Below are 12,409 nucleotides of genomic sequence, written 5' to 3'. Positions count from 1 at the left end.
AACCCATGAATGCCCCGCTATCGCCCCAGCTACGTGACGCACTCGCCACCGTTTCGCTCGACGACAAGTACACGCTCGAAAAAGGCCGCGTGTATATGAGCGGCACACAGGCGCTGGTGCGGCTGCCGATGTTGCAGAAGGCACGCGACCGGCGAGCCGGGCTCAACACCGCAGGGTACGTCTCCGGCTATCGCGGCTCACCGCTCGGCGCACTGGACCAGGGGTTGTGGAAGGCAAAACAGCACCTCAAGGAACACGATGTCGTATTCCAACCAGGGGTTAACGAGGATCTCGCGGCTACCGCCGTATGGGGGACGCAGCAACTCAACCTGTGGCCCGGCGCCAAGGTCGATGGCGTATTCGGCATGTGGTACGGCAAGGGGCCGGGCGTCGACCGTACCGGCGACGTCTTCAAGCACGCCAATTCAGCCGGCACCGATCCACACGGTGGCGTGCTCGTGTTGGCAGGCGACGATCATGCGGCGAAGTCGTCGTCGGTCGCGCACCAGTCCGAGCATATGTTCGTCGCGAGCGGTATTCCGGTGCTGTATCCCGCGAGCGTGCAGGAATATCTCGACTATGGCCTGCACGGCTGGGCCATGAGCCGCTATTCCGGCCTGTGGGTCGCGATGAAATGTGTGACTGACGTGGTCGAATCGAGCGCGTCGATTGATATCGATCCGGACCGTTTGGAGATCGTATTGCCGGACGACTTCGACATGCCCGACGGCGGACTCAATATCCGCTGGCCCGATCCGCCGCTCGCGCAGGAAGCACGTCTGCTCAACCACAAGTGGTACGCCGCCCTCGCCTACGTCCGCGCTAACAAACTCAACCGCGTGGTGATCGACAGCCCCACGCCGCGCCTGGGCATTATGACCGCGGGCAAAGCCTATCTCGATGTGCGGCAGGCGCTAGCCGATCTGTCGCTCGATGACGAGACCTGCGCACGCATCGGCATTCGCGTATTGAAAGTCGGTTGTGTGTGGCCACTCGATGCGCAGAACGCGCGTGACTTCGCAACCGGTCTCGACGAAATTCTGGTCGTCGAAGAGAAACGCCAGATCCTCGAATATGCGCTGAAGGAAGAACTGTATAACTGGCGCGACGATGTTCGTCCGAAGGTATTCGGCAAGTTCGATGAGCGCGACGACGCGGGCGGGGAATGGTCCGTACCGCGCGGGCAGACGCTGCTGCCCGCGCATTACGAACTCTCGCCTGCCCTGATTGCGAAGGCGATCGCGCGGCGTCTGGCGAAGGCCGATTTGCCAGACGATGTGCGGGCGCGGATCGAAGCGCGCGTTGCCGTCATCGAGGCGAAAGAACGCGAAGCCGCCACGCCGCGTTCGGTCACCGAGCGTCAACCGTGGTTTTGCTCCGGCTGCCCGCACAACACGTCGACCCGTGTGCCCGAAGGCTCGCGTGCACTGGCCGGTATCGGCTGCCACTACATGTCCATGTGGATGGATCGCAATACGGAGACGTTCAGCCAGATGGGCGGCGAAGGCGTCGCATGGACCGGGCAGATGCATTTCACGAATGAACGGCACGTGTTCGCCAATCTCGGCGACGGCACCTACTTTCACTCAGGCCTGCTCGCGATTCGCGCATCGATTGCCGCGGGCGCGAACGTCACTTACAAGGTCCTCTACAACGACGCAGTCGCGATGACGGGGGGCCAACCGGTGGACGGCGTGCTCACGGTTCCTCAGATCGCGTTTCAGGTCACCGCCGAGGGCGCGAAGCGGGTATTGATCGTCACCGACGAGCCCGACAAATACGATGCAAACGTACGTCTTCCGGACGACGTGAAGGTCTACCACCGCGATGAACTCGATCGCTTGCAGCGCGAGTTGCGCGACGTAGCGGGTACGACAATCCTGATCTACGACCAGACCTGCGCAACCGAAAAACGCCGGCGCCGCAAACGCGGCACATATCCCGATCCTGCGAAACGCGCCTTCATTAACGATGCCGTGTGCGAAGGTTGCGGCGATTGCTCAGTGCAATCGAATTGCCTCTCGGTCGAACCGCTGCAAACACCGCTCGGCACCAAGCGCAAGATCAACCAGTCGTCGTGCAATAAGGATTTTTCATGCGTGAACGGCTTTTGCCCGAGCTTCGTGACGGCGGAAGGCGCACAGGTGAAGAAACCAGGTAAGGCAAGCTCAGGCGCCGCGCTGCCGGACTTTACGGCGCTGCCCCGGCCTGCGGTTGCGTCTCTAGCGAAGCCTTATGGCGTGCTGGTGACCGGCGTCGGCGGCACCGGTGTCGTGACGATCGGCGGCTTGCTGGGAATGGCCGCTCACCTCGAAAACAAAGGCGTCACCGTGCTCGATATGGCGGGCCTCGCGCAGAAAGGCGGCGCAGTGCTCAGTCATGTGCAGATCGCCGCGACGCCCAATCAATTGCACGCGACGCGCATTGCGACTGGTGAAGCGCGCCTGATTCTCGGCTGCGATGCGATTGTGTCCGCGTCCGCTGAAGTGCTCGCCCGCACGCAACACGGGGTGACGAAGGCGGTAATCAACAGTAGCGCGACGCCGACCGCTCAATTCGTCCGCGATCCGCAATGGAGCTTCCCCGCCAATGAAACGCGGCGCGACCTGGTTCAGAGTATCGGCGACGACTGCGATTTCATCGATGCGAATCGTCTTGCCCTCGCCCTTCTCGGCGACACGCTCTATGCCAATCCATTGCTGCTCGGCTTTGCATGGCAACGCGGCTGGCTGCCCGTCAGCTATGAGAGCCTCGATCGGGCGATCGAGTTGAATGGTGTGGCGGTCGAGAAGAACCGTCTCGCGTTCGAGTGGGGTCGTTATATCGCCCAGCACGGCGAAACCGCCGCTGACGCTTTTGCGCCGCTTGCAAATAAGCAGCAGGCGATCGTCGTGCAGATGCCTGAATCGCTTGACCGTCTCATCGAACGCAACGTCGAGCGGCTTGGTCTTTACCAGAACGAGCGTTATGCGGCTCGTTACGTTGACGTAGTCGAACGAGTCCGCGCCGCCGAAACGAAGCTTGCAGCAGGGGCGAAGCTGCGCCTCACGCCGGTGGTTGCGCGCAATCTCGCCAAGCTGATGACCTATAAGGACGAGTATGAAGTTGCGCGTCTCTATGCGGATCCGGCTTACCTGGGCAAGCTGCGCGCGCAATTCGATGGCGAACCGGGTCGCGACTACAAGCTCGTGTTCCATCTTGCGCCACCCTTGCTGGCAAAACGCGATGAGCACGGACATCTGAAAAAGCAGCGTTTTGGCCAATGGACGCTCACCATGTTCCGCGCGTTAGCGAAACTCAAATTCCTGCGCGGGACAGCATTCGACGTGTTCGGTAAAACGGCCGAGCGGCGAAACGAACGTGAACTGATCGAGCAGTATGTCGCATTGATGGATGAGTTCTGCACAACGCTGGACAGCGAGCGATTCGATGTTGCGATGAAGCTCGCCAACCTGCCCGATGAAATCCGCGGTTTTGGTCACGTCAAGGAGCGTAATGTCAGCGCCGCGGCGACGAAACGCGAACAATGGCTCCGGGAATATCGCGCGGGAGCGAGCAGTACGCTGCATCGTTCAAACTCTCAACGCTTGGAGAAAGCGTAATGGAGAGGTGTTTGCTCAACGCATGAGCATGGCAGCGGACGTCGAACCGTCCGCCCACCGATTGTGCATACCCTGTCTATTGCGCACGTCGTGGAATAAACCCCGGGCTGCCCGTCTTGACGACTTCGTTGAACCTCTGCCTCGTCTCAATCCCGTTAATCGCATCGAACGCGTCTGCCGGAAGCGCGGAGATATCGAAATTCTCGCGCGCGCGGGCGGCAGTTTTGGGCGTGGTCAGCAAAGCTCCGCCACGCTGGATCGCCCAGGCAAGCAATACCTGTGCGGGCGTCTTTCCAATTCGCTCGGCAATCTGCAAGATGACTGGATCCTCGAGCGGCCCGGGCCTGATTCCGTGACCCAATGGTGCAAAGGCCAAAAACACGATCCCTTTCTCTTTGCAGAATTCCAGAAGTTCCGTTTCTGGAAGATACGGATGGGCTTCCACCTGCACCACCGCCGGTTTGATTCGCGCCGATTCATAGAGAGGCCGCAATTCGTTCAAGCCGATGTCAGACAGTCCGATCGCCCGGCATCTTCCGTGGTCGACGAGATCTTCCATCGCCCGCCACGTGTCCAGCAACGTCACGCCTTTGTCATAGATGACATTGCCGTTTTCATCACGCGGGTCCTGCTCACCCCCCGGTTGAAATGCAAACGGAGTGTGCATCAAATACAGATCAAGATAGTCGAGCCCAAGCCTTCCAAGACTTGCCTCGAAAGCCGGTTCGACACGCTCGGGCCGATGATTGGTGTTCCACAATTTTGTGGTCACGAAGATGTCTTCGCGCGCGATCCCTCCGGCAGCAAGTCCTACGCGCAGCGCCTCGCCCACCTCACGTTCGTTTCGATATCGCTCGGCGCCATCGAAGTGTCGATAGCCGGCTTCCAGCGCGTCTCGCGTGGCGCTGATGGTCGTAGCTGCATCGGGAATCAGCGTGCCAAATCCGAGCGCGGGCAGACGGCCGCCTCCGTGGTTAAGCACCAACTCTTTGCTCCGGAAATCAGAAGACTCAATCATGGTGACACCTCCACACTAATAATTCATGAACTGCTTACGTTAGCTACCTGAACTCAGTCACCGCGAGACGGATGGATTGGCGTAAGTCGACTCCCAGCCGCCGCCGAGCGCTTTACAGAGGGTAATGAGATTCGCGGCAGCAGTCGCCTTGCTTTGTTCGAGGTTGCTCTGGGCGTCGAGTAATTGCTTCTGCACATTCAGCACGTCGAGATAGTCAACCGCCCCACCCTTGTAGCGCTGCTGCGCTATCGAGAGCGCGCGCTGGTTCAGGGTAACCACCGCCGTCAGCTTATCGCGACGCAACTGCTCGGCGTCGTAGACGACAAGTGCATCGTCCACCTCGCGCCAAGCCTCAAGCACGGTGTGTTGGTAGACAATCGCGGCCTCCTGCTGTTGCGCCTCGCGCAGGTGCAATGTCCCCTTGAGACGCCCTCCCTCGAAGATCGGCATCGTGATGGAAGGCCCGACCACAAACTGTCCCGAAGCCCAGTTGGCGAGGTTCGAGAGCTGAAGACTCTGGAAACCCGCGCTGCCATTCAGCGATATGCGCGGATAGAAGTCGGCTTTAGCCATGCCGATCGACGCCGTGGCGGCATGCAGTTGCGCTTCCGCCTTCCTGATATCGGGCCTGCGCTGCACAAGCTCCGATGGAAAACCGATGGGCACCTGTGTAGGCAGCTCGGGCACGTCATGCGGCTCACCGAGCGTTTGCGCAAGCGCGCCCGGTTCCTCGGCGAGTAATACACCAATCGCATTGATCGTGGTCTCGCACCGCGATTCAAGTGTTGGAATCAGACTTTCGATTGACGCCACTTGCGCGGACGCGTTGGCCACATCCAGATCTGTTGTCACACCTTCACGCACCCGTATCTGTGTGAGCCTGGTGGTATCGCGAGCAATCTCAAGGTTTTGCTTCGCGACCCTCAGCAGCGATTGTGTGTCGCGCAACTCGATATAGTCTCGCGCGAGTTCGGCGCGGGCGGACAACAACACTGCGTTTCGGTCTTCGTAAGAAGCGTCCGCCAGGGCAGACGCGGCTTCGACACCGCGTCGATTCCGGCCCCAGATATCGATTTCCCAGGATGAATCGAAGCCGAATTGATAGAGGTTGTAGGCCGGCGACCCCTTGGAACCCGGCAACGGCGCCACGCCGAGCGGCGTATTACCCGAAGCGGATTGTGATTGGGTTCCCGTTGGGCTGACCCCGAGCAGCCCGAGAATGCCGTTCGGGCTGCCGCGCTCGCGGTCGTATGACGCAGCACCGTCTAGCGTGGGATACTCCGCCGCACCCGCCACGCGCTGCCCGGCCCGGCTTTGGCGAAGGCGCGCCGAGGCCGCAGCGACATCGAGGTTCGCATCAACCAGTTGCTGTTCGAGCGCGTTCAAAGTGGGATCGTTAAACAGTGTCCACCAATCCGAATTGAATCCGGATTCGACGGCCTTACTCGATGCTTGCGCCGCTTGCGTACGATCAAAGACTTCCGCGGGCGTAGATGGCGTTGGACGCTGGAAATCCGGTCCGACGGTACAGCCCGCTATCATGAGGCACGCCAATATCTCCAGCACTAGCGCGCGCAAGGAAAAGTCGTTCGCATTCATTTCCCCTCTCCCGTTTCGGCTGGCGCATCGGCATGCTGACCGATGGTGACTTCCGCTTCGACAGAAAGCCCCACGCTCAACTCAGACACGTCCTTCTGACCTCGGTCAATGGCGATCTTGACAGGTACGCGTTGGACGACTTTCGTGAAGTTTCCCGTCGCGTTGTCCGGTGCGATAGGCGCAAAGCTCACACCAGTTGCGGGAGCGAGACTATCGACACGGCCGTGAATCACCACGCCAGGAAAGCTGTCGACCTTGATCCGCACGCTTTCGCCGGGCCGCATGTGGGTGATCTGGTTCTCCTGGAAGTTGGCGACGACATAGGCATCGGAAAGCGGCACGATCGCGAGAACCGGTGCACCGGGCGTCACGAATGCGCCAACCCGCGCAGAACGGCGCCCAACCTTGCCGTCAACCGACGCGCGAATCTCCGTATAGGACAGATTGAGCTTTGCCTGCTCGAGCGCCGCTTCGGCGCGTGCGAGCGCGCCGGCCGCCTTGTCGCGCTGGGTACTCAATACGTTCAGGTTCTGCTCGGTCGAGCTCAGCACGGCCCCGTCGTGGGCCTCCTGCGCGAGTTGCTCGGCGAGCGCGCTCGAAGCATGCTGTTGCTCCTGAGCCGTTCCTGCGCCCGCCTCCGAGAGCGTCTGGTACCGCGCGGCGTTGGCTCGCGCAAACGCGATCGACGCGTCGTCGGCTCTAAGCGTCGCGCGTGCCTGCTCGACGAGAGAAGGCTGCCGTGCAATCTCGGCATCGTAATTCGCGACCGACGCCTTTGCCGCAGCCACGTCCGCTTCCGCGCTCATCAATGCGGCCCTGAAGTCACGGTCATCAATACGCACCAGTAATTGCCCGGCTTTGACTGACTGGTTGTCTTCGACGAATACGTCGGATATTTGACCGGCGACACGCGGCGCCACGAGCGTGAAATCGGCCTCGACATAGGCATCGTTTGTCGATTCAGTATTCGAGCCGCCTGACAGACCGGAGCAAGCCCATGCGCCGACACCGACCGCGACAACCAGAGCGGCGGCAGAAATAATTCTGAGGGGAGATCGAGCAACGGTTGACATGATTACCGTCCCTTAGTGGGAAGAGGAGGCGTAGTGCACCACGGCGGGTAGATACGCACGGGCAACACTGGCACGAGGAAAAGAAGGGCGATGGCAACACCTGCCATGACGCGATAGAGATCCGCCGAGGTCAGTACCACTGCCTGCACATGGATCCGGTGTGCAAGTTCGCCGAGACCATGCGCCGCGTCGATGCTTTGACTCGTCACAAGCGCGTGATTGCCCAAGTGGTCCACGAGCATGTTCGAGTGAAGACGTTCGCGACGGGTACCCAACCCTTCGATAAGACCCGTTGCCACCGCTGCGGAAAACGTTTTGAGCGAATTGAACATCGCCGAAGCAAACGGACCGTCCGTTGGGGGCAAGCCTGTCGTCACGCCCATCAGGATCGCCAGGATCACCATCGGTTGCGCGACGATTTGAATCGATTGAAGCCAGTAGAAATTGTCACGAATCCACTCGGACGTGATGAAACTCCCCATCAGGCACGTGCCAGCCATCAGGCACAACCCAATCGCCATGACCCACCGGTGATCGACCCGCGGCAAGTTCAGGACGGCAGCCGTCAAAGGAAGCACGACGAGTAGCGGGATCGCAACCAGCAACGACAAGGGCGCGGCTTGCAACGGCCTGTAACCGTGGACATGCGCAAGATATTGGCCGGGTATAGCGGCGACGCCAACCAGCAGCACAACGGCGCCCGCGAGTGTCGTCAGTCCGTGCGCAAAGTTTCTTCGCGACAGCATCTGCAGCTTGAAAAAAGGCAGCGGGTGAAACCACTCATTGACGAGGAAGGTCACCAACAGCAACCCACCACCCACGAACATCACGCGAATGAATTCGGAATCGAGCCAGTCAAGACGATCACCTTGCAGAAGGCCGGTCACGAGCATCGCGACGGCCGGAAATCCCGTCAAAAATCCGGTCCAGTTGAATGTCCCGAGTCGTTCGAGTTTGAGCGGATCGGGCGGAAGCCCCTGCTGGATCGCTACGCAGCAAACGATGCCAAGTGGCACGATTTGCCAGAACGCCATTTGCCAACCGGCATACTCGGTCCACAAAGCTGCGAGCGGCGTACCGAGCGCCGGTCCAAAGGTCGCCGTAAGCGCATACCCGGCGAGCCCGTACAGCTTCACTTTGGGCGGAAGATAGCGCAGGGCCACGATGATTAACATCGGCGGAAGGCATCCGCCAGCAATCCCCTGCAGAACACGCAACACATAGAGCGTCAGCAGGTTCGGTGCGAAGGGGCACAGGATCCCGAAGAGCATCGTCGCGATCACGGCGCCGATCGTAAATCGCTTGAGTGTGAACGTGATACCAAACCACGGCGCAAACACCATCGTCGCGACATTAGCCGCCTCGAACAGCGCGGTCAGCCAGGTTCCATCGTCATGGCCAATCGAGAGCGCGCCCTGGATGTCCGCCATCGACAGCGCAGTGACCTGCTCGTTGAGAATGGCCAATAGAGACGCAAGCAGCATCCCAACGAGGCCAACCGCGAGACGAAGCGAAAGCACGGATTGTGTGGGCGCTGGCTGAACAGGAGCCACTGTCCCCGGCATAGGCGCGGGTGCCCGCGGCTGTGCGATGGTCGGAATTTCCGTTCCAGTGGTTAAAAGGTTGGCTGCAGTCATAGGAGTCCCGTTGTTACTCATGTTCGATATGAGGTGAACTTCAAGCATCGCGAAGAACATGAGTACCTCTTACGTTTGGCTGGCTATACGACGTGAAGTGGTGAACGCGCGACGCTAGCGCCGTGGGTCGATTCGTCGCCGCATGACCGATATGTGGCGACTGGAGTAATTGTCCAGGATTGGCCGAATGCTTTGGAGACCAAGCTAGTTAGTATTGGGCCAATGAATTAGCGAATCTTGCCAACCGGTCCATAGACATCCTGATAACCATCACTATCTGAAAGAGTCTTTTTCGACCACGCGGATCGCAACGCATAGAATGACGGCGTGTAGATGCATTGATCAGGGTGGAAAACAGAATGGACAAATTGCGTGAGATGGAGGTTTTCGTAGCCATCGTCGACCGAGGCAGTTTCAATGGCGCGGCCGAGAAGGTCGGAATGTCGGCCGCCGCGATCTCGCGGGCGGTCACCTCGCTAGAAGCCCGTCTCGGCACACAACTGCTTGCCCGGACGACTCGAACGGTTCGTCCAACGGATGCAGGGATGGCCTACCTCGAAGCCTGCAGGAAGGTGTTGGATACCATTACGAACGCGGAAGCAGACATTGCGTCTGATCAACTCAATCCCGTAGGTACGTTGACCATTTCTGCACCGGTCCTGTTTGGCCAGCGATATGTCGCTCCCCTGGTGAACGCCTTCGTACTGCGTTATCCGGACGTCAACGTCAATGCCGTCTATGCGGATCGAACTACGCGGCTTCTGGAGGAAGGTGTGGATATTGCTATCCGCGTCGGCCACCTCGGAGACTCCTCGACATTCGCCATTCCGTTAGGATTCGTGCAGCGTCGGACGTACGCGGCGCCCTCTTATCTCGCTGCGCACGGGGAACCCCTTCACCCCAGGGATCTGGCCAATCACCACTGTGTGTCCTTCACTGGCGTGTCGCTTCCGCTTGAATGGGTGTTCAACGAGAACGGTTCGAGGTTGCCCGTCCGACTTCAGCCGCGGATGGTTGTCGACCTCGGTCCCGCTGCGGTTCTCGCCGCAGTCGACGGTGTGGGGATAATCCAGTTGCTGTCGTATCAGGCGGCTCCTGAGGTAGCCGAGGGCAAGCTTCAACCTGTCCTGACGTCATTCGAGCCCGAGTCGATCCCTGTGAGCCTGCTTCATGTTGAGCGACGAAGCAGCAGCGGTAAGATTCGCGCTTTCATGGAATTCGTTACCGAGGCACTGCGCCAGAACGCGCACCTTCAGGGTGTGGACGCTACGCCAACGCGAACTTCCCGGTAGGCGGCCACCAGCGCATCGAGGCCGAATGCCCGGTCGAGTCCGCTCGGATTGGGTACGACCCATGCGCGGGCGCCGTTATCCGGCCATGCCTGCCTCGCCGCGGAATCGTTGCCGATATTGCTTCGGTGTTACCTCTAGCCGCCGGGAGAAAGTCGTGCGCATATGCGTGGCGCTGCGAAAGCCGCATTTGAAAGCTACGGTCTTCAGCGGCGCGTCCGAGTCTTCGAGCAACTTCCTTGCGGTGTCGACGCGAACCTGCTCGACAAACACGGACGGTGTCACCTTTGCATACTTCGCAAATACTCTCGAGAAGGTCCGACGGCTCACTGAGACCGCGCTCGCGAGTTGCTCGATCGATAGCGCATCGGTTATATGCTCAGTCACATAGCGGTGAACTTTGCCGACGATCGGATCGTCTTCCTTCCCTGCTCCGATATACGGACTGTACTGAGACTGGCCGCCTTCCCGCTGGATATAGACGACCAGACGTTTTGCGACGCTCACCGCCAACTCGTGTCCCCAATCTTCGGCGACAAGCGACAGGCACAGATCGATACCAGCCGTCACGCCTGCCGAGGTAAAGAGGCGCCCGTCACGAACGAAGATCTTGTCGGGCTGCACACGCGCCTGGGGAAATTCGTGGGCGAGGCGCCCCGCGTCTCCCCAATGAGTCGTCACTTCCTTGCCGTCAAGCAGTCCCGCATGGGCAAGCACAAATGCCCCATTGCAAACGGAACCAAACCGTTTCGCGTCTCGTGCCTGATTTTGCAGCCACGTCAGAAAGTCACTTGATGGTTGAGCGTCGGGCAACTGCGGTCCGCCTGCGACCAGCAGCAGATCCCATTGCGTGTCGAGATCCGCATAGCCAAACGGCACGGAAAGCCCCATGCCGTTCGAGCAGGTCACCGTGCCGGCCCGAGGTCCGACAAGGGAGACCTCATATTTCTGCTGTTCGGAAAGGATCGTGTTTGCTTCCGCGAACACATCGAGGGGGCCTGCAACATCGAGCGCCTGCACACCATCGAATATAACAATGGCGACTTTCATGCCGTGACCTTCGTGGGATTAATAGGCCCGCTTCCGATACTGGCGATTCGATTGGCTTCCCCCGAACCACTGGACCAAGCCTGGTAACCTGTATTCACAAGCGGTATCGCAGCTTACCGCAATAGCCCAGAAACAGGGACACGCTAGCCGGTAATTGACTTTTGCGTCCGTGTAATGAAAGGGCCGGATTCGGGGAGCGCGTAACTGACATTAACCCTTCAGACCCATTCAACGCGTAGGACATTAGCGCAGCAGCGCCGTTGGTCCCGCGGTTGGCCCAAATGTCACCTTGATTGGCCTGGCAGGGTGACAACCACGTGTTTCATCTTCCATGCCGGCTAATTAGACTTTGACTCACGGATTCGGCTACCGCCGGCTCTTCAAGCTTCGCGGTCTGCGTTGCTGTGGGACAGTAACCAAGGACAGATTCATCATGTTGAAAGAACGCCATGCCTCTCACCGAACGGTCGCCGGGTGCGGGCGCAGCAGGTACGGCCACTCGTGTGCAGTGCATTCTCGGAGTGATGGCACATGCATGTTGCGATGATGCTCTACGCAGGATTTCGGTTGCTCGAAGTGACGGGCCCGATGGATGTTTTCCACGAAGCGAACCGTTTGTGCGGTGGAACGCTGTACGAACAGCATCTCGTGGGGCCGTTCCCGGGGGCCGTCGTGTGCTCGAATGGCGTAGCGGTGGGCACGACGGAATGTTTGTCGGATGCTCATACTTCATTCGACATAGTCGTAGTGCCAGGTTCGCCGTTCATCAGCCCGAGGCGTGAAAATCGCGAACTGGTGGACTGGCTCAGCGCTGCCGGACGTAGCGTGCGGAGGCTCGCGTCGGTGTCCAACGGCGCCTTTATGGTCGCGCGCGCCGGCCTCGCCGACCATCGCTCGTTGACCACACACTGGCGCGACGCACAACGTCTTTCCACCGAGTATCCCCTTGTACGCGTCATGAGCAACCAACGCTGCTTGAAGGACGGGAACCTGTACTCGTCGCGCGGTGTAAGTGACGGTATCCAGATGGCCTTGGCCCTGGTCAGGGAGGACCTTGGCGAAGGCTTCGCCAGAAGCATTGCAAAGTCATTATCAAGGCAGCACGACTGAGGACAACGATGGTTGACGAGAATTTAATTCA

The 12,409-nt window shown here is 59.7% G+C and carries 8 protein-coding genes and 1 pseudogene; 3 read left to right on the top strand and 6 right to left on the bottom strand.

Annotated elements, in window-relative coordinates; translation table 11 throughout:
* Positions 1-5: 5 nt before the first annotated feature.
* Positions 6-3,602, top strand: coding sequence for an indolepyruvate ferredoxin oxidoreductase family protein (locus tag PQQ96_RS35635; protein WP_408301193.1), 3,597 nt, complete (start codon positions 6-8; stop codon positions 3,600-3,602).
* 76 nt (positions 3,603-3,678) lie between these two features.
* On the opposite strand, the gene PQQ96_RS35630 is transcribed toward PQQ96_RS35635, so the two are convergent.
* Genes PQQ96_RS35630 through PQQ96_RS35615 form a run of 4 tightly spaced genes read right to left on the bottom strand, consistent with a single transcriptional unit; the run spans position 3,679 to position 8,929 of the window.
* On the bottom strand, positions 3,679-4,620 hold the full coding sequence (locus tag PQQ96_RS35630; protein ID WP_408301191.1) for an aldo/keto reductase: 942 nt from the start codon (positions 4,618-4,620) through the stop codon (positions 3,679-3,681).
* A gap of 57 nt (positions 4,621-4,677) precedes the next feature.
* A complete protein-coding gene (locus tag PQQ96_RS35625; RefSeq protein ID WP_408301189.1) occupies positions 4,678-6,219 on the bottom strand; it encodes an efflux transporter outer membrane subunit in 1,542 nt (513 codons plus the stop codon).
* Positions 6,216-7,292 (bottom strand): HlyD family secretion protein, encoded by a 1,077-nt coding sequence (locus PQQ96_RS35620; protein ID WP_408301187.1) that lies wholly within the window; start codon positions 7,290-7,292, stop codon positions 6,216-6,218. The genes PQQ96_RS35625 and PQQ96_RS35620 overlap by 4 nt, the downstream gene beginning before the upstream one ends.
* A 2-nt stretch (positions 7,293-7,294) precedes the next feature.
* Positions 7,295-8,929 (bottom strand): MFS transporter, encoded by a 1,635-nt coding sequence (locus PQQ96_RS35615; RefSeq protein WP_408301186.1) that lies wholly within the window; start codon positions 8,927-8,929, stop codon positions 7,295-7,297.
* 359 nt (positions 8,930-9,288) lie between these two features.
* On the opposite strand from PQQ96_RS35615, the gene PQQ96_RS35610 reads away from it, so the two are divergent.
* Entirely contained in the window at positions 9,289-10,221 is a 933-nt protein-coding gene (locus PQQ96_RS35610; RefSeq protein WP_408301184.1) for a LysR family transcriptional regulator, read from the top strand.
* Here the strand turns inward: PQQ96_RS35610 and PQQ96_RS35605 are convergent.
* Together PQQ96_RS35605 and PQQ96_RS35600 are read right to left on the bottom strand one after the other, a co-directional pair.
* A pseudogene (locus PQQ96_RS35605) lies at positions 10,182-10,295 on the bottom strand (G/U mismatch-specific DNA glycosylase); the annotation flags it as partial. The gene PQQ96_RS35610 and the pseudogene PQQ96_RS35605 overlap by 40 nt on opposite strands.
* Position 10,296: 1 nt before the next feature.
* Positions 10,297-11,268, bottom strand: a complete 972-nt coding sequence (locus tag PQQ96_RS35600) for a GlxA family transcriptional regulator (protein ID WP_408301183.1) — start codon at positions 11,266-11,268, stop codon at positions 10,297-10,299.
* 531 nt (positions 11,269-11,799) lie between these two features.
* Between PQQ96_RS35600 and PQQ96_RS35595 the strand changes: the two genes are divergently transcribed.
* Positions 11,800-12,378, top strand: coding sequence for an AraC family transcriptional regulator (locus PQQ96_RS35595; protein WP_408301181.1), 579 nt, complete (start codon positions 11,800-11,802; stop codon positions 12,376-12,378).
* Positions 12,379-12,409 lie beyond the last annotated feature (31 nt).

It is taken from the genome of Paraburkholderia sediminicola (assembly GCF_046027825.1).
Lineage (GTDB): Bacteria > Pseudomonadota > Gammaproteobacteria > Burkholderiales > Burkholderiaceae > Paraburkholderia > Paraburkholderia sediminicola_D.
The sequence above is the reverse complement of the archived record's forward strand: the minus strand, read 5'-3'. Positions and strand labels throughout refer to the sequence as shown.

Coding starts and splice junctions, on each gene's coding strand:
- PQQ96_RS35635 (WP_408301193.1), top strand. CDS start 6: ATGAATGCCCCGCTATCGCCCCAGCTACGTGACGCACTCGCCACCGTT.
- PQQ96_RS35630 (WP_408301191.1), bottom strand. CDS start 4,620: ATGATTGAGTCTTCTGATTTCCGGAGCAAAGAGTTGGTGCTTAACCAC.
- PQQ96_RS35625 (WP_408301189.1), bottom strand. CDS start 6,219: ATGAATGCGAACGACTTTTCCTTGCGCGCGCTAGTGCTGGAGATATTG.
- PQQ96_RS35620 (WP_408301187.1), bottom strand. CDS start 7,292: ATGTCAACCGTTGCTCGATCTCCCCTCAGAATTATTTCTGCCGCCGCT.
- PQQ96_RS35615 (WP_408301186.1), bottom strand. CDS start 8,929: ATGACTGCAGCCAACCTTTTAACCACTGGAACGGAAATTCCGACCATC.
- PQQ96_RS35610 (WP_408301184.1), top strand. CDS start 9,289: ATGGACAAATTGCGTGAGATGGAGGTTTTCGTAGCCATCGTCGACCGA.
- PQQ96_RS35600 (WP_408301183.1), bottom strand. CDS start 11,268: ATGAAAGTCGCCATTGTTATATTCGATGGTGTGCAGGCGCTCGATGTT.
- PQQ96_RS35595 (WP_408301181.1), top strand. CDS start 11,800: ATGCATGTTGCGATGATGCTCTACGCAGGATTTCGGTTGCTCGAAGTG.